22 protein-coding genes are annotated in these 20,028 nt (G+C 68.7%); 14 read left to right on the plus strand and 8 right to left on the minus strand.

Going from position 1 to position 20,028, the window contains the following annotated elements; genetic code table 11:
• Window positions 1-2: 2 nt before the first annotated feature.
• Together ASG12_RS03555 and ASG12_RS03560 are read right to left on the minus strand one after the other, a co-directional pair.
• On the minus strand, window positions 3-416 hold the full coding sequence (locus ASG12_RS03555; protein ID WP_082501608.1) for a DUF222 domain-containing protein: 414 nt from the start codon (window positions 414-416) through the stop codon (window positions 3-5).
• Between the two features lie 112 nt (window positions 417-528).
• Window positions 529-1,761 carry a multidrug effflux MFS transporter gene (locus ASG12_RS03560; protein ID WP_055785256.1) on the minus strand — a complete coding sequence of 411 codons (1,233 nt, stop codon included), beginning with the start codon at window positions 1,759-1,761 and terminating at the stop codon, window positions 529-531.
• A 124-nt stretch (window positions 1,762-1,885) separates the two neighbouring features.
• Here ASG12_RS03560 and ASG12_RS03565 point away from each other — a divergent pair, with 124 nt between their 5' ends.
• The 3 genes from ASG12_RS03565 (at window position 1,886) to ASG12_RS03575 (ending at window position 3,933) form a co-directional block, all read left to right on the plus strand.
• Window positions 1,886-2,164 (plus strand): YrhK family protein, encoded by a 279-nt coding sequence (locus tag ASG12_RS03565; protein WP_235455957.1) that lies wholly within the window; start codon window positions 1,886-1,888, stop codon window positions 2,162-2,164.
• Window positions 2,165-2,283: 119 nt separating this feature from the next.
• Window positions 2,284-2,691, plus strand: a complete 408-nt coding sequence (locus ASG12_RS03570) for a YciI family protein (protein ID WP_055787556.1) — start codon at window positions 2,284-2,286, stop codon at window positions 2,689-2,691.
• Between the two features lie 78 nt (window positions 2,692-2,769).
• Window positions 2,770-3,933, plus strand: coding sequence for an RNA polymerase sigma factor (locus tag ASG12_RS03575; RefSeq protein ID WP_235455959.1), 1,164 nt, complete (start codon window positions 2,770-2,772; stop codon window positions 3,931-3,933).
• 10 nt (window positions 3,934-3,943) lie between these two features.
• On the opposite strand, the gene ASG12_RS03580 is transcribed toward ASG12_RS03575, so the two are convergent.
• A complete protein-coding gene (locus ASG12_RS03580; RefSeq protein WP_055785262.1) occupies window positions 3,944-4,219 on the minus strand; it encodes a hypothetical protein in 276 nt (91 codons plus the stop codon).
• 208 nt (window positions 4,220-4,427) lie between these two features.
• On the opposite strand from ASG12_RS03580, the gene ASG12_RS03585 reads away from it, so the two are divergent.
• The 8 genes from ASG12_RS03585 to ASG12_RS03620 all read left to right on the plus strand — a co-directional run bounded on the left by ASG12_RS03585 (window position 4,428) and on the right by ASG12_RS03620 (window position 9,892).
• Entirely contained in the window at window positions 4,428-4,994 is a 567-nt protein-coding gene (locus tag ASG12_RS03585; RefSeq protein WP_055785265.1) for an RNA polymerase sigma factor, read from the plus strand.
• Window positions 4,991-5,476 carry a hypothetical protein gene (locus ASG12_RS03590; protein ID WP_055785268.1) on the plus strand — a complete coding sequence of 162 codons (486 nt, stop codon included), beginning with the start codon at window positions 4,991-4,993 and terminating at the stop codon, window positions 5,474-5,476. The genes ASG12_RS03585 and ASG12_RS03590 overlap by 4 nt, the downstream gene beginning before the upstream one ends.
• Complete coding sequence (locus tag ASG12_RS03595) at window positions 5,473-6,333, plus strand: GAF and ANTAR domain-containing protein (protein ID WP_055785271.1); 861 nt, start codon at window positions 5,473-5,475, stop codon at window positions 6,331-6,333. Before ASG12_RS03590 ends, ASG12_RS03595 begins: the two co-directional genes overlap by 4 nt.
• Window positions 6,334-6,427: 94 nt before the next feature.
• A complete protein-coding gene (locus ASG12_RS03600) occupies window positions 6,428-6,598 on the plus strand; it encodes a CsbD family protein (RefSeq protein WP_045824645.1) in 171 nt (56 codons plus the stop codon).
• Window positions 6,599-6,919: 321 nt separating this feature from the next.
• Window positions 6,920-7,627, plus strand: a complete 708-nt coding sequence (locus ASG12_RS03605; RefSeq protein ID WP_055785274.1) for an aquaporin — start codon at window positions 6,920-6,922, stop codon at window positions 7,625-7,627.
• Between the two features lie 42 nt (window positions 7,628-7,669).
• Window positions 7,670-7,921 carry a lipopolysaccharide assembly protein LapA domain-containing protein gene (locus ASG12_RS03610; RefSeq protein WP_055785277.1) on the plus strand — a complete coding sequence of 84 codons (252 nt, stop codon included), beginning with the start codon at window positions 7,670-7,672 and terminating at the stop codon, window positions 7,919-7,921.
• Between the two features lie 4 nt (window positions 7,922-7,925).
• Complete coding sequence (locus tag ASG12_RS03615) at window positions 7,926-8,750, plus strand: hypothetical protein (RefSeq protein ID WP_055785280.1); 825 nt, start codon at window positions 7,926-7,928, stop codon at window positions 8,748-8,750.
• A 68-nt stretch (window positions 8,751-8,818) separates the two neighbouring features.
• Window positions 8,819-9,892, plus strand: coding sequence for an SDR family oxidoreductase (locus ASG12_RS03620; protein ID WP_055785283.1), 1,074 nt, complete (start codon window positions 8,819-8,821; stop codon window positions 9,890-9,892).
• On the opposite strand, the gene ASG12_RS03625 is transcribed toward ASG12_RS03620, so the two are convergent.
• Entirely contained in the window at window positions 9,882-10,493 is a 612-nt protein-coding gene (locus tag ASG12_RS03625) for a TetR/AcrR family transcriptional regulator (RefSeq protein WP_055785286.1), read from the minus strand. The two genes, ASG12_RS03620 and ASG12_RS03625, sit on opposite strands and share 11 nt — an antisense overlap.
• Before the next feature lie 120 nt (window positions 10,494-10,613).
• Here ASG12_RS03625 and ASG12_RS03630 point away from each other — a divergent pair, with 120 nt between their 5' ends.
• Window positions 10,614-12,065, plus strand: a complete 1,452-nt coding sequence (locus tag ASG12_RS03630; RefSeq protein WP_055787561.1) for an MFS transporter — start codon at window positions 10,614-10,616, stop codon at window positions 12,063-12,065.
• Between the two features lie 13 nt (window positions 12,066-12,078).
• Here the strand turns inward: ASG12_RS03630 and ASG12_RS03635 are convergent, their stop codons facing one another.
• From ASG12_RS03635 to ASG12_RS21860, 4 genes are all read right to left on the minus strand, one after another.
• A complete protein-coding gene (locus ASG12_RS03635) occupies window positions 12,079-13,062 on the minus strand; it encodes an ornithine cyclodeaminase family protein (RefSeq protein ID WP_055785289.1) in 984 nt (327 codons plus the stop codon).
• A 2-nt stretch (window positions 13,063-13,064) separates the two neighbouring features.
• Entirely contained in the window at window positions 13,065-13,982 is a 918-nt protein-coding gene (locus ASG12_RS03640; protein ID WP_055785292.1) for an ABC transporter substrate-binding protein, read from the minus strand.
• A gap of 69 nt (window positions 13,983-14,051) precedes the next feature.
• A complete protein-coding gene (locus tag ASG12_RS03645) occupies window positions 14,052-15,536 on the minus strand; it encodes an MFS transporter (RefSeq protein ID WP_235455968.1) in 1,485 nt (494 codons plus the stop codon).
• Window positions 15,537-15,712: 176 nt separating this feature from the next.
• On the minus strand, window positions 15,713-16,342 hold the full coding sequence (locus ASG12_RS21860) for a GntR family transcriptional regulator (RefSeq protein WP_055785295.1): 630 nt from the start codon (window positions 16,340-16,342) through the stop codon (window positions 15,713-15,715).
• Window positions 16,343-16,414: 72 nt separating this feature from the next.
• On the opposite strand from ASG12_RS21860, the gene ASG12_RS03655 reads away from it, so the two are divergent.
• Together ASG12_RS03655 and ASG12_RS03660 are read left to right on the plus strand one after the other, a co-directional pair.
• Window positions 16,415-19,018 carry an alpha/beta fold hydrolase gene (locus ASG12_RS03655; RefSeq protein ID WP_055785298.1) on the plus strand — a complete coding sequence of 868 codons (2,604 nt, stop codon included), beginning with the start codon at window positions 16,415-16,417 and terminating at the stop codon, window positions 19,016-19,018.
• The gene (locus ASG12_RS03660; protein ID WP_200932721.1) at window positions 19,015-19,968 is read left to right on the plus strand and encodes an ABC transporter permease; all 954 of its coding nucleotides are present in this window, start codon (window positions 19,015-19,017) and stop codon (window positions 19,966-19,968) included. The genes ASG12_RS03655 and ASG12_RS03660 overlap by 4 nt, the downstream gene beginning before the upstream one ends.
• Window positions 19,969-20,028: the final 60 nt, after the last annotated feature.

Consider the following 20,028-nt stretch of genomic DNA (forward strand, 5'->3'; position numbering starts at 1 on the left):
GGTCACGAATTCTCGCGGTCGAGAACGAGGTCGGTGCGTTCGACGATCAACCGCACATACCGCGGTGCGAGTTTCCCGTCCCGGAGACACTCGGCCACCTTCGGGAGCCGGTCACGCAGCGCGATGGCGGTGTCGACGATCCGCTCGGCCGCGCCCTGCGAGATGGAGTGGGTGACCGCGATCCGGGCCGCGCATTGCATGGTTGCGTCGAACGTTCGACGATCCGACGTCTCGTGGGGCACCACCAACTGGCGGTGCAGTTCACCGGCATCGCGGTAACGCATCCACTCCAGAAAAGCTTGACCGGCGGCGGCGTGAACCATGTTGCCCAGCAACGCGTTCACCGGCGCAGCGACGTGATCGGTGAGCAACCCCACCGACCCCGCATCCACCCCAGCCCAACCCCCATCGCGCATGAACCAACCCTAGAACAGGGGTACGACAAAACCCTGGTGATGCACCGCTCCCGGAGGTGCACTCACTCCCGGGACCCGTCTGCCGGAGAAGCGATGACTTTCGTGCGGCAGGTCAGTCGGACGGCCGGCCGGCGGCCGCGAATGCCGCCAACGCGATGAGAGCGCAGGTGACCATTACGATCGCCAACGGGAGGGGATCGTTCTCGCCACCGAGACTGACCAGGGGCGAGACCGCGGCGCCGAGCCCGAACTGCAAGGCGCCCAACAATGCTGACCCCGAGCCCGATGCACGTGGGACCACCTGCAGAGCCGCGGCCGTGGCGTTGCCGAGTACCAGTCCGAGACCGGACACGGCGACGAAGATGGGTATCGGGATGAGCCAGTGCGGCGCGCCCACCACCACGACGATGAGCAGGGCGACGGTCGCCGCGCCGACGACCGAGAGTCCGAGGCCGAGCATCCCCCTGATCGAGCGGCTCTCGGCGAGTCGCGCCGCCACGCTGCCGACGATGACCAGTCCGGCGGCGTTGGCGCCGAACGACAGCCCGTACGCGATCTCGCTCATGCCGAGCAGCACCTGGTAGAGGAAGGGAGACGCCGCGATGTAGGCCATCATCACCGCGAAGCCGAATCCGTAGGCGAGGGTGTTGCCCACGAACGCGCGCGACATCAGATCCCCTGCAGCCGAACCGTTCTCGATGCGTTCCGCCCGTGCCCGGTCTCTGCGCTCGCGTGTGTGCGTCTCACGCACCACGGCGACGACCGCGACGAGCATCGCCGCGGCGAGCGCGAAGACCACCCAGAGGACGCCGCGCCACCCGATGCCGCCCACGAGGAGGCTGCCGACGAACGGCGCGAGAATCGGCGCCACGCCGGTCACGAGCGTCATGATGCTGAAAGCCCGGGCCGCGGCGGGCCCGGCGGCGAGGTCGCTGATGACCGCGCGCCCGATCACCATCCCGGCCGCACCGGCCAGGCCCTGGACGAAGCGCGCGGCGACCAGCAGTTCGATCGACGGTGCGAGTGCGGCCAACGCGCTCGCGATCACGCAGATCACGGCGCCGCCGACCAGGGGGCGCAGGCGTCCGACCCGATCCGACAGCGGCCCGAAGACGAGTTGCCCCACCGCGACACCCACGAGGAACGCGGTGAGGGTGAGTTGCACAGCGGTGGCGCCGGTCGACAGATCGCCGGTCATCGTCGGGAACGCGGGCAGGTAGAGATCGGTGGCGATAGGGGCGATCGCGGAGAGCAACGCGAGCACGATCAGCAACAGGGCGCCGATCGAAGCGCGCTCGTCTCGGGCCCCGCCCGGGCGGGCCGCGGAATGCGACGTGGTGGTCATGGGTGCCTCCTGCCTGGTCGGTCCCGACATGTGTACCACCCGAATCTCAACAGACGTTGAGTCGGGTGGGTGAGCAGATGTCGATCGCGGGCCCCGCGCCGACGGACCGATGGAGGATGGGCTCATGAGTAACGAACTGACGTTCACCATCGGCCGCGAGGAACTCGTGATCCGTCAGCGGTGGGAGGTGGTCAGCATCGTCAACGACATCCTCGTGGCGATCTGGTTCATCGTCGGCAGCATCCTGTTCTTCGGCGAGTCGACCACGTACGCCGGGACCTGGCTGTTCCTCGCGGGCAGTGTCGAGTTGCTGATCCGTCCCGTCATCCGGCTCGCGCGTCGCGTTCACCTGCAACGACTGAGTCCCACGGGCACCGCGGTCGACACCACGAACGACTACTGAGGGCCCAGCGCGACATCCGGCGAGAACTTTTCTGCGCGGGGATGTCGATAACCGTCGATCGGTTCCGTCCCAGGGTCGAGCGCGGCCAGAATGGGCCGCACCGCACCGAGGAGAACACCATGGCGAAGTACCTGCTGCTGAAGCACTACCGCGGAGCCCCCGCCCCGCGCAACGACGTGCCGATGGACCAGTGGACCGAGGACGAGATCTCGGCCCACATGCAGTACATGCACGATTTCGCGGGCCGACTCGAGGGCAGCGGCGAGTTCGTCGACGGGCAGGCCCTGGCCCCCGAGGGTGCGTGGGTCCGGTACGACGGCGAGGGGCGGCCGCCGGTCACCGACGGGCCGTTCGCGGAGACCAAGGACCTCATCGCGGGGTGGATGATCATCGACGTCGAGAACTGGGATCGCGCGGTCGAACTCGCCGGTGAGCTCTCGGCGGCGCCGGGCCGTGGCGGGGAGCCGATCCACGAGTGGCTCGAGGTGCGGCCGTTCCTCACCGAGCCGCCTGCCGTCACGGAGTGACAAGTGGATGACGGTCACGGAGTGACAAGTGAATGACGGTCACGGAGTGACAAGTGAATGACGGTCTCGGAGTGGCACGTGCCGGCTGACGCGGTCGACGCCGACCTCATCCGATCCCTCGTTCCGGGGGTGATCGAGGTCGTCGTCGGCCGCGGCGCCGACTTCGCCCGCGCGGAGGACGCGGTGCAGGACGCGCTCATCGAGGCGTTGCGGATCTGGCCGGACGATCCGCCGCGCGAACCGCGGGGCTGGCTGATCACGGTGGCGTGGCGCAAGTTCGTCGACGCCACACGCGCGGACTCCTCACGGCGACTGCGTGAGGAGCGGATGGAGGACGAGCCGGCGCCGGGGCCCGTTCCGTCCACCGACGACACCCTCGCGCTGTATCTGCTGTGCGCGCACCCGTCGCTCACCCCGTCGTCGGCGGTCGCGCTGACATTGCGTGCCGTCGGAGGACTGACCACGCGGCAGATCGCAGAGGCCTATCTCGTCCCCGAAGCGACGATGGCGCAACGCATCAGCCGCGCCAAGCGGACGATCGCCGGAGTCCGGTTCGATGCGCCGGGTGATGTGGCGACCGTGCTGCGGGTGCTCTATCTCGTATTCAACGAGGGATATTCGGGCGACATCGATCTCGCGGCGGAGGCGATCCGGTTGACACGCGCCCTGCTCGCGGTGATCGACCACGAGGAGGTCGCCGGTGTGCTGGCGCTGATGCTGCTCCACCACGCCCGGCGTGCGGCGCGGTATGGGACCGACGGATCGCTGGTGCCGCTCGCCACACAGGACCGGAGCCGGTGGGACACAACGCTCATCGCCGAAGGCGTGTCGCTGCTGCAGGACGCCCTGGCTCGGGATCGACTGGGCGAGTACCAGGCCCAGGCCGCGATCGCGGCCCTGCACGCCGACGCGCCCTCGGCCGACGAGACCGACTGGGTGCAGATCGTCGAGTGGTACGACGAACTGATCTCTCTCACCGACAACCCTGTGGCGCGTCTCAATCGAGCGGTCGCGGTCGGCGAGGCCGACGGCGCCGCTGCTGGTCTCGCGGCACTGGCCGATCTCGATCCGGCACTCCCGCGGCACACCGCCGTTGCCGCGTATCTGCACGAGCGCGCCGGCGACGCGGCGATCGCCGCGGAGCTGTACGCCCGCGCCGCATCGGCGGCGTCGAACCTGCTCGAACGCGACCACCTGATACGTCAGGCCGCGCGCCTCAACGCCGCCGCCCGGGAGCGCTGACCGTCGGCGATCAGCCTTCGAGGATCTCCTCGATCGTCACGTCCACCCGTCCGCCGGTCACCCGATGGACCGCGTCCTGCACGTTGTGCGCGGTGATCGTCGGGTCGTGGGCGTCGGTGACCGTGACGTGCACGTGTGTCACATCGGACCCCTCGGGGTCGGACCTCACGGGGGTCGGGTCGGAGGCATCGGGGCCGTCGGGATCGTCGACGATCGCGACGACGTCGTCGACGGCGAGGACCGCGTCGACCATCGCGGCATCGGTGTGAGCACCTTCGGAGTTCATGGTCGAGCCTCCTCACGGGAATGTCGGGATCGCCCGACATGGGCGTAGTCGTCCACTGTCCTCGCCGTCGAATGCCCAGGTGGTGTGACAAGCGCCACGTTCGTTCTCCACCCCCGCGTACACCGCCGCGTCGAACAACTTATTGTTGTTCTGCCTCTTCCATGTGATGGCTTGCCGAGCGGAGCCATGGCTGTGAAGGGGTTTTTCTGTGTGGGGAGATGATCAGGACGGTGTCGTCCTGACCGATCGAGAGCTCGTCGAGCACGCGCGCCTCGGTGACCGCGGCGCCTTCGACAGTCTCGTCGATCGATTCGGACCTCGACTGCACGGGTATGCGCGCCGCATGGTGTCCGACGAGTGCACCGTGCAGGAGGTGGTGCAGGACTCCTTCGTCGCCGCGTGGCGCGGACTCGACACCTTCCGGCACGAGGGCTCTGTCCAGACGTGGCTGTTCGCCATCTGCTCCCGCAAGATCATCGACGCCTACCGCAAACGGTCGCCGATCCCCATCGGCGATGACATCCTCGACCTCGGCGGTCCCTCGACGCTGGGGTTACCGCTCTCGGCGACCACCTCCGACGCGTTCGTCGATGCACTCGAGAAGGAGTTGTCGGTCTTGCCCCCTCGCCAACGTGCCGCCTGGATCCTCCGCGAGGTCGAACAGATGCCGTTCGGCGACATCGGCGAGGTGCTGGGCGTGGCGTCGGCGGCCGCCCGTGGCCATTACGCCCGCGCCCGCACCACGCTGCGCGGATCGATGAGGAGTTGGCAGTGAGCGCCGCACCCACCCCACCCCCCGACGACGACCTGATCTCCCGACAGCTCGTCGCCGATCTCCGCGATCGCGCTCAGGCGGGGTGGGATGCCATCGCCGACAGCGTCCTCGACCGTGTGCGGACGACCGCGCGCAGCGGGCGTCTGCTGTCGCTCGGCACGCCCGCCGAGCACCGGCTCGGGGACCTCACCGTGCGCGAGCACGCGTTGCGCGCCGTGCTCGCACGTGCTCTGCGTGGTGACGCGCACCGGCCGTCGGCGGTCGAACTCGACATCGACGGCGGTCGGCTCACCGGTGTCCGGGTGGGCCTGCACGGCTCGGAACCCACCGACCTCGACGCCCTCGTGGCGCGGGTGCGCCGACTCGTTCTCGACGTCGTCCGGGATGTGCTCGGCGAGGCCCGCCACGCGGTGCTGACCCAGTCGGTCGACGTCTCGGTGCGTCGCACCGACACCCCACCCGACGAGGAGGACTCGCGATGATCACCCCGATTTCCGGCGACGATCCGGCGTCGGACCCACGGACCAGCACGTCGTTGCTCGCCGCGACCCCCGACGGCGCCACCGACGCGGCCGTGGAGGTCGCGACCGCGGTCGCGACATCGGACGCCACTCCGGCGACGCTCGCCACCATGCTCGTCGCCCTCGGCGGCAGCATCACCGACGAGGACGACCTGGTGGTGTTGCTGCAGCGCGTCGTCGACGTGGCGCACGAGGCCATCGACGGTGCCACGTGCACCAGCATCACCATCGCCCTCGGCGGCCGCACCTACACCGCAGTGCACACCGATTCGCGGACCCTGCGGGTCGACCAGGAGCAGTACGACGCCGGTGACGGGCCGTGTCTGCACGCGGCGCGCACCGGGGAGACCGTCCTCGTCGATGTCGACGCCGGCACCCAGCGGTGGCCTCAGTTCGCCGCGTCGGCGGCGCAGGAGAACATCCACTCCTTCCTCGCCGCGGCCCTCGCGGCGCAGGACCAGCCCCTCGGCGCCCTCAACCTCTACGGTGCGGCGGCCGCGGCCTTCGACACCGTCGACGCCGACATCATCGAGTTGCTGACGACCACGGTGTCCCGCGCCATCGGCGACTTCGCGCGGTTCAAGTCCGCGGTCGAGGTCGCCGACGCGTTGCGAGCCGCCCTCAACTCCCGGGCACCCATCGAGCAGGCCAAGGGCATGATCATGGGCCGCCACGGGGTGAGCGCCGAGCAGGCGTTCGCGATGTTGCGCACCCAGTCGCAGAACACCAACCGCAGGGTGCGCGACATCGCCGCCGAGATGATCGCCACCCACACCGGGGCATCCGACGCCGGTGCCCCTGCTGATCCCGCTATGTGACCTACTTCACAGAACTCGCGCGTGCACAACACCGGGCGCTCCCCGACTACATGCCTGTGACCCCAATCAGGGGCCCAGATGAAAGAGGGATGCCATGGGAATCGTTGACAAGGCGAAGAACGCCGCAGAAGACGCCGTCGGCAAGGCCAAAGAGGTCATCGGGGACGTCACCGACAACAAGGACCTCGAGGCCGAGGGCAAGAAGGACCAGGGTTCGGCCGGCGTGAAGAAGGTCGGCGAGAACATCAAGGACACCTTCAAGTAACCGCTTCCGCGTCACCCGGTTCGCCATCGACGCGAACCGGGTGACCACCGCGGCCGCACAGGCCGCGCTCTGCGGGCGTGCGCTCAACGCCGCCCTCACCGACGGGCCACTCGGTCCCGTCGCATTCCACCTCGCTGCACATCACCGGCCGCTGTCCTCAGGGCTTCCGGCCGGATGACGTGTGCGCAGAACACGTTCGGAGACACCGATGAGTGAACACAGGAGCGTTGCGAGCCGTCTCTACGCCGGACTCGGCCGCGTCACATGGGGATTCGCCAAGAAGAAGTGGCACGAGCGCCGCGAGAACCGCTCGAAGCAGCGATGAGCGAGGTCTCGACCGCGCGCGCGGCGACCGCCGAGGGGATCGGAACCGGTCTGCTCGTCATCGGCGGTGTGGGTACCGCGGTACTCGCCGGCGACAGCGTCGGGACGATAGGCATCGCGCTCGCCTTCGGCCTCACGCTGCTCGCCCTGGTGTTCGCGATCGGTCCCATCTCGGGCTGCCACGTGAACCCCGCGGTGACACTGGGCGTGCTGCTGAGCCGGGGCATCGAACCGGCGCGCGCGGCCGTTTACGTCGTCGCGCAGGTCATCGGTGCCATCGCCGGCGCCGCGGTCGTACTGGCCGTGGCATCGGGTCGACCCGGCTACAGCCGCGCTGCGGATGGCCTGGGCACCAACGGTTTCGGATCGGCATCGACCGGTGGATACGGGCTCGTGCCCGTCGCGATCATCGAGGTCGTCGCGACCGCGATCCTGGTGTTCGTGGTGCTGTCGGCGACGTCGCGCACCGCGTCCGCGCCGCACGCCGCGGGAGTGCCCATCGGCCTCACGCTCACCGTGCTGCATCTCGTGGCCATCGGCATCGACTCCACGTCGGTCAACCCGGCGCGGTCCATCGGTCCCGCTGTCCTCACCGGACACCTCGCGCTGTCGCAGCTCTGGGTGTTCATCGTCTTCCCGCTCGTCGGCGCCGTGATCGCGGCGTCGGTGCACCGGCTGCTCGTCACGCCGGCCCGCGCGGCCTGACCACTCCGCCTCTCCTGCTCCACCCTCCCGAAGGAACCGTCCATGACTTCTTCCACTCCCGCGAAGCGTTCTGGCACCAGCGTTGTCACGAAGATCTCGCTCGTAGTCGCGTTGGTCCTCGTCATCGCCCTCGTGGTGTTCGTCCTGCAGAACACGGTGCACACGACCATCAAGTTCATCAGCTTCGACTTCGATCTCGGCGTGGGTGTCGCCATGCTCGGCGCCGCCGTCGTCGGTGCGGTCATCGCCCTCATCGTCAGTGCAGCGGTGCGGGTTCGTCGCGCGGTCAAGTGATCTCGTGAAAGACCTGACCGACGCCGAGGTCGCCGCGATCCTGCACCGGGCCACCGGCATGATCGCGCCCGTCCTCGACGTCCTCGAGAACAGCCACCCGTTCGGTGAGGACCGTGCCGAGGCCGAAACCGCTGCGGCACATGACACCGACGACGCGACCGACGGCGACGACGTGCCCGCCGACGACGAGGACTCGTTCTCCGACAGGGCGGTGGCGAAAGTCGCCGACTCCCTGGCATGGGTGACCAACGCGGCCTCTGCGCCGGGGTCGCCGAAGTGGGAGGCGCTCGACACCGACGAACGCACCGACTGGTGGGTCGACCGGGTCGGGTCGCTGACCGCGGTACTGGTCGCCTACCCGGGCGTGTTCGGCGCGGCGGCCGACCGTCTGCCGATCCAGGACGTGCTCGGGTTCACCCAGCAGGCGTTCGTCCTGTGCGCCGTCGCCCGCGTGCACGGTGTCACCGACCGCACGCGGCAGACCGACCTGCTCGCCGCCGTGCTCTGCGGCCGGACGATCACATCGGCAACACTGCTCGAACCCTCCACCGCCGACGACATCGAGCCGCTCCCGGCTGACGAGGACGGCCATTCGGTCGCACGGTCGGCACGCGCGGTCGTGAAGCGGATCTGGTCGACCGCGCAGCTCCTCCGCAAGGTCGCGGGCGAGGCGAAGCGGCGTCCACGCCCGTCGCGTCTGTGGCGGACGTTGAGCGCGGTGCCCGTGGTGGGGGCCGCCGCCGATTACGTCGGGGAACGGTCGGCGCTGAAGGACGCGGTTGCATCGGGCGTGGAGTGGCTCCGGACCGACAAGCCCACCGTCGCCTGACCGAGCGGCTCCGTGCTGGTCACGGCCGTGATGGAACAAAGTGACCGGCTGGGCGTGCTGCACTGTCCATGAGTGAACACACCCCAGGAGTCGCGCTCGTGGTGGGCGCGACCGGCATCTCCGGTCAGGCCATCAGTCGCCAACTCGTCGACGAGGGCTGGACGACCTACGGCTTGTCCCGCCACGAGACGTTGCCGGTCGAGGGAGTGACCCCCATCGCGGCTGACCTCCTCGACGTCGACGACCTCACCGCAAAGCTGCGCGACATCGAACCCGACGTCGTGTTCCTGGTCGCGTGGATGAAGAAGGACACCGAGGCCGAGAACATCGAGGTCAACTCGCTGTTGCTGCGCAACGTGTTCGCGGCGTTGGAGGGCTCGTCGGTGCGGCACGTGTCGCTGATGACCGGACTCAAGCACTACCTCGGCCCCTTCGAGGACTACGGCACCGCGGTGATGGCCGAGACGCCGTTCCACGAATCCGAGCCCCGTCTCGACAACGAGAACTTCTACTACGCACAGGAAGACGAGCTCTTCGCCGCTGCCGACCGCATGGGGTTCACCTGGAGCGTGCACCGGGCGCACACCATCTTCGGGTTCGCGGTCGGCAACGCGATGAACATGGCGCTGACGTTGTCGGTGTACGCCACCCTCTGCAAGCAGAACAATCGACCGTTCGTGTTCCCCGGATCGAGGACCCAGTGGGACGGCCTCACCGACGTCACCGACGTCGGCCTGCTGGCCGAGCAGATGATCTGGGCCGCAACACATGACGCGGGGGCGAACGAACCCTTCAACGTCGCCAACGGTGACGTGTTCCGCTGGCGCTGGCTCTGGCCGCAGATCGCGGAACTTTTCGATGTGGAGCCCGTCGGTTTCGACTCCGAACCGCAGCCGCTCGATGACCGCATGGGCTCCGCCGCCGCCGAGTGGGCCGAGATCGCGAAGGCCCACGACCTCGTCGAGCCCGACGTCGACCGTCTTGCCTCGTGGTGGCACACCGACAGCGACCTCGGCCGCGACATCGAGTGCCTCACCGACATGACCAAGAGCCGTCAGGCCGGGTTCCTCGGATTCCGTTCCACGCCGGACAGTTTCGCCGACGCCGTCGAGCGCTATCGGGAGGCCCGCATCATCCCGTGACGTCGGTCCGGGTGATCGACGCCGCGATCTCGGTGAGCATCGAGCGCAAGCGGGGTGAGTCGGCGACGTCGAAGGCGTTGTCGGGCAACGCCGAATGCAGCGACACGACCCCGATCATCATGGCGAAGAGCAGTGCGCCGCGCAGGCGGGCCTCCTCTTCGGGCACGCTGACACCGCCCGTGTCGCCGCTCGCGATGTCCCCGGCGAAACGCTCGATCACCGCGTCGAGCGTCCGCTGGCGCAGATTCGCCGTCGCCTCGTCGCCCGCGGCGTCGCGGAGAAGCAGCACCAGAGGGTTCTCGTGTCCGAACTCCGGCCACGCGTCGGGCGCCATGCCGGCGAGCAGCTCGTCGACGACTGTCTCGGGTCGCGCCGCACCGACGGTCGGTCGGCCGTCGAACACGAGCGCGGTCTCGGCCAGCACCGCGGCGAGCAGGCCGTCCTTCGACCCGAAGTAGCGGTTGATCAGCGACACGTTGGCGCCGGCGTCGGCAGCGATCTCGCGCACGGTGGTCCGCTCGAAGCCGTAGACCGTGAACCGGCGCTTGGCGGCTTTGAGCAGGTCGGCGCGTGTGGCGTCGGCGTTGCGTTCGCGCCCCACGGCCTCTCCGGGGGGATCCGGTTGCTGTGACGACTCATGTAAACGCATGTTGACCAGAATGCCACAGCGGTCTACCGTCACTGTGTAAACAAGCGTTTGCACAGCGAGGGAGTGGACGACATGACGACGACGACAACGCAGGACGAGGTGCACGCCGGATCGGGATGGCGAGCCAACCTCGAGATCATCGCGATCGGGCTCGGTGCGCTGATGGCGGCGCTCGCGCAGACCCTCGTGCTCCCGGTGCTGCCGACGATCTCGCGGGACATCGGTGCCTCGACCACCGAGGCGCAGTGGTTGCTGACCTCGACACTGCTCGTCGGTGCGGCGGCGGTGCCGGTGATCGGCCGACTCGCCGACATGTACGGACGCCGTCTGATGCTGATCGTCGCGCTCGGGGCGTTGCTCGTCGGCTCGGTGATCGACGCGCTCACCGACGACATCCGCGTGATGATCCTCGGTCGCGCGATCACCGGGCTGTCCAGCGCGGCCATCCCGCTGGGCATCAGCCTGCTCTCGGCGGTGCTGCCCGAGGCCCGCAAGGGTTCCGCGGTCGCGCTCGTCAGCGCGATGCTGGGTGTCGGTGGCGCACTGGGTCTCCCGCTCGCCGGCATCGTCGCCGAGCACTTCGACTACCACGCGCTGTACTGGATCGGTGCGGTCGGCGCACTCGCCAGCATCGCGCTGGTGCTCGCCGTGGTCGGCAACCCGCGCGGTGAACGGCCCGGGGCGATCGACGTGCCCGGCATCGTGCTCCTCGTCGGCGGTCTCGTCTGCCTGGTGTTGCCGCTGTCGCAGGGATCGTCGTGGGGCTGGGGTTCGTTCGCCACCATCGGCCTGCTCGTCGCCTCGGTGGTGCTGCTCGCGCTGCTCGTCGTCGTCGAGAAGCGATCGCCCGATCCGCTCGTCGACATGCGCGCCCTGTCGAACCCGCCCGTCGCCATCACGAACGTCGCCTCGATCTTCGTGGGCTTCGCGTTGTTCGCGAGCTTCGTGGGTACCGCGAACTACGTGCAGGCGCCCGAGGCGACCGGCTACGGGTTCGGGTCGTCGGTGCTCGTCGCCGGACTGTGCCTCATGCCCAGCGGCATCCTGATGCTCCTGCTCGCACCGGTCGCGGCCCGGCTGATGGCGGCGTGGGGACCGGGCAAGGTCCTGTTCGCCGGTGGTCTGATCATCGCGGCGGGGCTCGTGGTGCGCATCGTGCTCACCGATTCGTTGTGGCAGATCATCCTGGGCAGCACCATCGTCGGCGCCGGCACGGGTATCGCCTACGCGTCGCTGCCGTCGCTGATCAACGTGCACACCCCCGATGCGGATCTCGCGGCCGCCAACGGGATCAACACCCTCGCACGGTCGTTGGGCAGCACCCTGGCCAGCGCGGTCGGTGGCAGCCTCCTCGCCGCGATCACCGTCACCGTCGGCGGTGCAGCGCTGCCGTCGCTGGGCGGCTACCAGATCCTGTTCACCATCTGCGCGGTCGCGGCCACTCTCGCCGCGCTCGCAGGACTCGTCGTGTCGTCGCCGAAGCTCGCGACCCACGACCGCGAGGACGTGCTCGCGCCGGTGTAGCGGTGCGCCGGCGTCAGGCGGACATGTCGATGTCGGTTCCGATGCCGGCGGCACGCGCCCGCCCGATCACCAGGGCCGCGGTGGCGAGGTCCTGCAGGCCGATTCCTGTCGAGTCGAACAGCGTGATCTCGTCGGCGTCTCGACGGCCGGGCGTGCGGCCGCTGATCACGTCACCGAGTTCGATGGCAATGTCGGCCTCGGTGATCGCGCCCTCGGCGATGGCGAGTAGCGCGTCGCCCGACTTGGCCAGCGCGGTGGCGCGGCTGTCGACGACGACGCGGGAGCGGGCCATAGCGGTGCCGTCCACCTCGCGTTCGTCGGGCCGAGGCGCCGCGCCGACGGCGTTGACGTGCATGCCCGGTCGAAGCGATTCCCCGAGAAGGATCGGGCTGACCGACGGGGTCAGCGTGCACACGATGTCGGATTGTGCGACAACATGATCAACGGATTCGGCGTGCATGACGGGGATTTTCAGGTCGGCAATCTTCTCGCCGAACGCCTCGACGGTCGAGCTCGATCGGGACCAGACCACGATGCGGTCGATGGGCCGGACCAGGGCAATGGCTCGGGTGTGCTCGACGGCGAGGTTGCCCGCTCCCACGAGGCCGAGGATGGAGGCGTCTGCGCGGGCGAGGTACTTGGTTGCGATCGCACTGGTGGCGGCGGTCCGCATCGCGGTGATCGCACGTCCGTCGATCAGCGCGACGCATTCGCCGGTGACCGTGGACGTGACGACGATCGTCGATCGTTGCCGAGGCCGGCCGTGCGCGGTATTGCCGGGGAGGTCCGAGAGAACCTTCACCGCAACGAGATCGGCGGATCGGAGCTCGGCGGCCATCCCGATCACCGCGCCGTCCTCGGGTGCGCCCATCGAGATCGGGCGGGGGTTCTGCGCGGCCCATGTGCTGAGGTCGGAATGGGCCTGCTCGACCGCGTCCAGTACTGCGACGCGGTCGAGCAGGGCGGTCACATGGGAGTGCCGCAACACCAGGGTCATCTTCAGCCGACCGCTACCAGCTCGGCCGCGTCGACGATCCGGGTGTTCACCAGGTCCGCGAAGGCCGGTGCGGTGCGCACCATGCCCTCCTCGGCCAGGATGCGCATCCACCGATCGGTGGCGGGGCCGTCGATGACGACGGTGTCCCACGTGCGCGATTTCTGGATCCGCGCGCACGACGCCGCCAGGGTGGCGAGCGGCATGGACGGCCAGTGCTCGGCCAACAGCGGCTCGAGCTCGGTGACCGGTGCCTGTCGCACTGCCGCCATGCCGTCACTCAGAGCAGCGGTGAACGCGACGAGGCGATCGCTGAGCTCCTCGAAACGATCGGTGCGGCAGTAGTAGACGCTGTTCGGGCCGAGACCGCCGACCTCGGCGTACTCGACGGCGATGTGCCCGGTGCCCCGATCGTGCATGGACTGCGCGGTGGTGATGTCGAGGATGATCGCGTCGCCGAGACCGTCCTCGAACAACTCGACGAACATCGGGGTCGAGAGATCCCGCAGGAACACCGTCTCCGAGGAGTCGACGCCCGCCTCGCGCATCATCCCGGCGGTGATGGCGTACGGCGCGCTGCCGCCGATGCCGGGGGCGAGCACGGTCTTCCCGGTCAGCTGCGACCACTCGAATACCGTGGTCTGTTCCTCGCGGGTCACGAGCGCCTTGGGGAACTGGTGATTGAGCTGGGCGAAGACGGTCAGCTCCCGGGATGTGCCGTGGTACATGCCGGGGACCCAGATTCCGCCGAGGGCGACATCGGCTGCGCCGCTGGCGAGGTCGTCGAGGACTCCGGTCCAGGGGTCGCAGGCTTTCGCGTGGACCGTGAGGTCGCGGTCGGCGAAGAGGCCGGCGTGATCGGCGTAGTACTCGGGGAGGTAGTTGAGTCCGTGTGCGGTGGCGGAGATCGCTAGGTGCGACATTGCGTGTCTGCTTTCTGTGGTGATGAGGGGATCGAGTTCAGGGAGTGCGGGTTTCAGGCCAGGCCGGGTTCAGGCGGCGATCGGCATGTCGGCGGGGGCCTCAGTGGCGGCCTCCAGCGACTTGCCGAACGTCTCCGGTCCGAACTTGGCCGCGACCACCAGCAGGCCGTACATCGCGGCGATCATGAAGAACACCCCGGCGACACCGGCGATGTTGAAGAAGAACAGTGCGGCGAAGGGCATGACCGCGCCGGCGACGTTGCCGATCCCGTTGACCACCGAGGCACCCATGGCCCGGATGGAGGTGGGGAACAGCTCCGGCGTCCACACCGACAGCATCGTGTTGAGCAGCATGGTGAAGAACTGGAAGATGGCTCCCAGCACCAGGATCAGCAGCACGTTCTGGGCGAAGACCGCGAAGGCGATCGCGGCGATGCATCCGAGGACGGCAGCCGACATCACGGTGATGCGGCGGGGGACCCGACTCGCGAGGTAGCAGGCGGTGCAGGCTCCGAACAGGCTGCCGACGTTCATGATCATGGTGAACAGCAGCGAGTCCGAGAGCGAGTAGCCCCTCGAGACCAGCAGGATCGGCATGAGGAACAGCAGTGTCACCTGTGCACCGAAGGACATCCATGATGCCGAACCGATGGCTGCGGTACGACGCAGGTTGCGGCCCTTGAACACCTCGGCGTAGGAGGTCTTCACGTGCGGCAGTGCGTCCTCGGCGGTCACGAACTGCTTGGTCGGACCGGGGTTGCGCAGACCGGAGATCGAGCCGGAGGCAAGGCGGGTCAGCGAGCGGTTGGCCTCGTCGACGCGGCCCTTCGACAGCAGGAACCGCGGCGACTCGGGCAGATAGCGACGGAAGGCGACCACGAGAAGCGCAGGGAGAGCGAGGATCACGTAGGTCCAGCGCCACGAGTGGTCGGCTCCACCGAGGACGCTGCCGAGCGGGCCGAGAACGAGCAGGAAGAATCCGAACGAGGCGATGTTGCCGATGCCTCCCGAGGAGATGTTGAGCGTCGCGAGCAGCGAACCACGGTGACGAGTGGCCACCACCTCGGCGAGGATCGCCAGGCCGACGGTGAACTCGCCGCCCAGGCCGATGCCGACGATGAAGCGGCTGGCCAGCAGCATCTCGTAATTGACGGCTGCGGCACTGATCAGGCCACCGAGGGTGTAGACGAGGAGGTTGAGGCTGAGTGCGACCCGCCGGCCCCAACGGTCGGCGATGTAGCCGCCGATCAGCCGGCCCACCAGGCCGCCGATGACCGTGGCGGTGTTGATCAGCGTGAGCTGCGCGTTGCCGATCCCGAGCGAGTCCTTGATGAGCGGGCCCATGGCGCCGGTCGAGTTCTGCTCGAGGCTGTCGAAGAACAGTCCGGCCATCAGCAGGAAGATGACCGCGGCCTGGACTCGGGTGAACCCGATCTTGTCGAGGGTTGCCGTCAGCCCCTGGGCCGGCGGGGTGTGGTCGGCGGGTGGGGTGGTGTCGGTCGAGGCGGGGGGCACGAGCGTGGCGGGCTCGGTGAGCGGTGCGGGGATGGACATGGCGACTTCTCCGGGGATGGGAGTATCTGGCACCGGAGATCTCGTGATCGGCGGCGAATCGCCTCGCTGCTCGGGGGCGACTGCACCAATTTGTATACAAACAGCGTGTCACCAGCGTTACCCTACGCTACGAACGTGTTAAACCAACGATATATCGCTCCAGTCGTATACGACTTCTAGCTTTCGAGACCGTCGCTGTCCGCCAAGCGCTCGTCTCGGCGCAGGTGCTCGTCCATCAGATAGCCCGCCTGCATCTCGGATCCACCGAGGATCGCCCGGGTCAGCGCGGCGTGGTCGTACTCCGAGGCCTCCGGGTCGTCGCCGAGTCCCCAGGCGACACGCCTGCTCACCGTCGCGAGCATCTCCCGCAGCTGGTCGTTGCCGGCGGCGATCGCCACCAGTTCGTGGAACGGGCGTCCGGCCGAACCGGCGTCCGGGCCGGGGGACCGCGTCGGGCGCGCATAGGCGGCGAGTTCGTCGGCGACCTCGCCTCCGCGCCTGACCGCGGCCAACCGTGCAGCGAGTACCTCGAGACCCCTCCGTACCTCCAGCAGTTCCCGGTTGTCCTTGCGCAACGACGTGGACACGGTCGCGCCGCGGTATCGGACGATCGTGACGAAACCCTCGCCCTCGAGCTGGCCGAGCGCCTCGCGGACGGGCACACGCGACACACCGAACTGCTTGGCGAGCGCCTCCTCCACCAGGCGTTCCCCGGCCGCGAGACGACCGGCGAGGATGTCGTCACGCACGACACGGGCGATCACGTCGCCCGGTGACTCGTCGTCGCCGATGGTGTCGGGGTCCACGTCCCGGAGCGTAGTGGAGTGTCGCGCGGCGCCCGCGGTCCTGCCCGACGGCAGGGCCGCTCGATTGCGGGCATGATCGATGCGGACGACCGACGCGGGTCGCGGGCATCGAGGGAGAACAGCATCGGTATCAGTCGGACGGTGCGCGGGGGTCGTCGACTCTGGCTGATCGTGGCCGCGGTCGTGGTCGTCGTGCTGGCGGTGGTGATCGCCGTGATCGCGACGTCCGGCGGCGACGACCGCGCGGTCTCCGAACGGTCGATGTCCATCGCGGGGGTACCCGAGGGCACCACACCGGTGTCGCTCGACGCGTCGCTGTTCCTGCCCGCCACCCTGCCCGCCCCGGCGGTGATCCTCGCGCACGGCTTCGGGGGTTCGAAAGACGACCTGACGTCGGAGGCACGCACCCTCGCCGGTCGCGGCTACGTGGTGGTCGCGTATTCGGCGCGCGGTTTCGGCGCATCGGGCGGGCTCGTCCATCTCGACAGCCCCGACTACGAGATCGCCGACGCCCGGCGCATCATCGACCGCCTGGCGACCATGCCCGAGGTCGAGCGCGACGGACCGAACGATCCCCGGGTCGGCATCGCGGGCGGTTCCTACGGCGGTGGCGTCGCTCTGTTGGCTGCGGCCTACGACCGTCGGGTCGACGCCATCGCGGCCGACATCACCTGGAACGACCTGTCGCAGGCCCTCTTTCCGAACGGCGTGTTCAAACGCGCCTGGGCCGGTCAACTGTTCAGCCAGGCGGCGAACACCGCCACCGAGAACGGTTGCGGGAAGTTCGCGCCCGACGTGTGTGCGGCATACCAGGCGTCGGCGACGGCCGGGGCTCCCACCGCCGCACTGCAGACCCTGATGCGGGCATCGAGTCCGGCGTCGGTGCTGGGGCGCATCACGGCGCCGACCCTGCTCACCCAGGGGCAGCAGGACTCGCTGTTCCCCATCGACCAGGCCGTGCGCAACGCCACCGGGATCGCGGCGAACGGCACGCCGGTACGGATGCAGTGGCGGACCGGGGGACACGACCAACCCGGTGGCGACATCTCGTCGGCGGTGCAGTCGTGGTTCGCAACGGTGTTGCAGGACAAGCAGACCCCGCAGAGTGGCTTCTCCGCCGACGTTGCCGACGGCGCCCTGTCGGCGGACACCGGACGGTCCACGGCGCGGCCGCTGAGCGCGGCGTCGTTGGACGCAGCACAGAAGACGCGGCAGATGCCGCTGCTCGGCGGCACGCAGCTCGTCAACGCCCCCGCCGGCGGCACCCCGACCGCCATCACCGCCGTGCCCGGCATCGGCAGCCTGCTGGCTACGGCCACCTCGGTCACGGGCGGGGTGTCGTTGTCGGCGCTTCCCGGTCAGGCCGGCGGCTTCGTCTCGGCGCCGCTGGCGTCGGACACGCTCGTGGGCGGATCGTCGACCGTGCGGTTGCGCGTCACGCCGCTGACCACCAGCGACGCAACGCTGTTCGTCTCCCTGGTCGATGTCGACACCGACGGCAAGCGGACCCAGCCGTCAGGTCTCGTGACGCCTGTACGGCTGACGGGACTCACCCCCGGACAACCCACGTCGGTCACGGTGAACCTGCCGACGGTCGTCCGAACGGTCGCCGCAGGACATCGTGTCGCGGTGCAGGTGTCGACGACCGACCTCGGGTTCGCCCTGCCGACCGACGCCCGGACGTACTCCATCGCACTCGATTCGCCGACGCTGTCGCTCACCACCCTCACCGGTGAGGCACGCTCGGCGCCGTTCCCGTGGGCCTGGCCGATCGCCGGAATCGTCGTGCTGCTGGCTCTCATCGCGGGGATCTCGTTCGCGGGTTGGCGTCGTGGTCGTACCGAGAGTGCCGACTTGCCGGCCGATGACGTGTCGCCGATCGTCGTCGAAGGCCTCGTGAAGGAGTACGGCGACTCCTATCGCGCCGTTGACGGGGTGTCGTTCAGCGTCGAGAAGGGTCAGGTGGTCGGACTGCTCGGCCCCAACGGCGCCGGCAAGACGACGGTCCTGCGCATGATGGTCGGACTCATCTCACCCACGGCCGGATCGATCCGCCTGTTCGGTCGGCACGTCGGCCCCGGATCGGCCGTGCTGGCCCGCGTGGGCGCGTTCATCGAGGGTCCGGGACTTCTCCCGCACCTATCGGGTCGCGAGAACCTCGATCTCTATTGGGCAGCGACCGGACGCCCCCGCGCCGACGCCGATGTCGAGACCGCACTCGAGATCGCCGGTCTCGGAGCGTCGGTCGACCGCAAGGTCCGCAAGTACAGCCAGGGCATGCGCCAGCGTCTCGCCATCGCGCAGGCCATGCTCGGACTGCCGGAGCTGCTGATCCTCGACGAACCCACCAACGGTCTCGACCCGCCGCAGATCGCCGAGATGCGCGAGGTGATGCGGCGGTACGCCGCCACCGGACGCACGGTCGTGGTGTCGAGCCACCTGCTGTCGGAGGTCGAGCAGACCTGCAGCCACGTCGTGGTCATGCACAAGGGTCGACTCATCACCGCCGGGTCGGTGGAGGAACTCGCCGGCGCGGCCACCTCGACCCTCGCTGTCGCCGACGTGGCGGCAGCGCAATGGGTCCTGGCCGATGCCGGTATCGACGCCGACGTCGTCGAATCACGCAGGCACCTCGAAGAGGCGTTCCTCGACCTGATCGGAGAGGAGTCCTCGTGACCGCACCCTCATCTGACGACCCGACCGCCGCCACGCGTGTCGCCGCCACCCGCAAGGGGGTGCACGATCGTCTCGACTCCATCGGACCCGTCGCACCGGTCGAGTTCCGCTCCCGCCGAACCCTGGGACTGCGTGTGGAAGCGGTGCGGCAGTTGCGTCGTCGCCGCACCCAGGTGGCCGCACTGCTCGTGCTGATCCTGCCGCCCATCATCGCGATCGCGTTCTCCCTCAGCTCCGACGATCCGTCGACCGCGGGCGGCGACCAGGGTGGGCGTCAGACCTCGGCGCTCTACGGACTGGCCACCGCGGGCGGCGCGAACTTCGCCCTGTTCACCGAGTTCGCGGCGGGTTCGTTCCTGCTGACGGTGCTGGTCGCGCTGTTCTGCGGTGACACCGTCGCCGGCGAGGCGGGCTGGGCGTCGTTGCGCTACCTGCTGGTGATCCCGGTGCGCCGCTCACATCTGTTGCGCCAGAAGCTGTTCATCGGCCTCGCGTCGAGCGCGATCGTGCTCATCCTGCTGCCGGTCTGGGCCTATGTGATCGGCGGACTGTTCTTCGGATGGGGGCCGGCACAGTCGCCGCTCGGTGGTGACTTCACGAGTTCGCAGACGCTGCAACGACTCGCCATCGTGGTCGGGTACACGCTGATCCAGTCGATGGTGGTCGCGGGGTTCGCGTTCCTGCTGAGCGTTCTCACCGACGCGCCGCTGGGTGCGGTCGGTGGCGCGACGATGTTGGTGATCCTGTCGAACATCCTCGACTCGATCTCCGCGCTCGACCCGTACCGACAGTTTTTGCCCACGCACTATCAGTTCGCCTGGCTGGATGCGTTGGGTCCGAACGTGATCTGGGAGGACATGGCCCGCGGGGTCGGTATCTCGCTGATCTACTCGTCGGTGTTGTTCGGCGCGGCCTGGTGGTGGTTCCACCGCAAGGACATCGTCAGCTGACCCACCCGCCGACCGTGCAGTTAACGCCGTCGATCGGGCACTTATCCGCGTCGATCGTGC

Source organism: Williamsia sp. Leaf354, assembly GCF_001424365.1.
GTDB lineage: Bacteria > Actinomycetota > Actinomycetes > Mycobacteriales > Mycobacteriaceae > Williamsia_A.

Bases quoted from the DNA above. Each gene is read 5' to 3' on its own strand.
- ASG12_RS03555 (WP_082501608.1), bottom strand. From the start codon at position 416: ATGCGCGATGGGGGTTGGGCTGGGGTGGATGCGGGGTCGGTGGGGTTG.
- ASG12_RS03560 (WP_055785256.1), bottom strand. From the start codon at position 1,761: ATGACCACCACGTCGCATTCCGCGGCCCGCCCGGGCGGGGCCCGAGAC.
- ASG12_RS03565 (WP_235455957.1), top strand. From the start codon at position 1,886: ATGAGTAACGAACTGACGTTCACCATCGGCCGCGAGGAACTCGTGATC.
- ASG12_RS03570 (WP_055787556.1), top strand. From the start codon at position 2,284: ATGGCGAAGTACCTGCTGCTGAAGCACTACCGCGGAGCCCCCGCCCCG.
- ASG12_RS03580 (WP_055785262.1), bottom strand. From the start codon at position 4,219: ATGAACTCCGAAGGTGCTCACACCGATGCCGCGATGGTCGACGCGGTC.
- ASG12_RS03595 (WP_055785271.1), top strand. From the start codon at position 5,473: ATGATCACCCCGATTTCCGGCGACGATCCGGCGTCGGACCCACGGACC.
- ASG12_RS03600 (WP_045824645.1), top strand. From the start codon at position 6,428: ATGGGAATCGTTGACAAGGCGAAGAACGCCGCAGAAGACGCCGTCGGC.
- ASG12_RS03605 (WP_055785274.1), top strand. From the start codon at position 6,920: ATGAGCGAGGTCTCGACCGCGCGCGCGGCGACCGCCGAGGGGATCGGA.
- ASG12_RS03610 (WP_055785277.1), top strand. From the start codon at position 7,670: ATGACTTCTTCCACTCCCGCGAAGCGTTCTGGCACCAGCGTTGTCACG.
- ASG12_RS03620 (WP_055785283.1), top strand. From the start codon at position 8,819: ATGAGTGAACACACCCCAGGAGTCGCGCTCGTGGTGGGCGCGACCGGC.
- ASG12_RS03630 (WP_055787561.1), top strand. From the start codon at position 10,614: ATGACGACGACGACAACGCAGGACGAGGTGCACGCCGGATCGGGATGG.
- ASG12_RS03635 (WP_055785289.1), bottom strand. From the start codon at position 13,062: ATGACCCTGGTGTTGCGGCACTCCCATGTGACCGCCCTGCTCGACCGC.
- ASG12_RS03640 (WP_055785292.1), bottom strand. From the start codon at position 13,982: ATGTCGCACCTAGCGATCTCCGCCACCGCACACGGACTCAACTACCTC.
- ASG12_RS03645 (WP_235455968.1), bottom strand. From the start codon at position 15,536: ATGTCCATCCCCGCACCGCTCACCGAGCCCGCCACGCTCGTGCCCCCC.
- ASG12_RS03655 (WP_055785298.1), top strand. From the start codon at position 16,415: ATGATCGATGCGGACGACCGACGCGGGTCGCGGGCATCGAGGGAGAAC.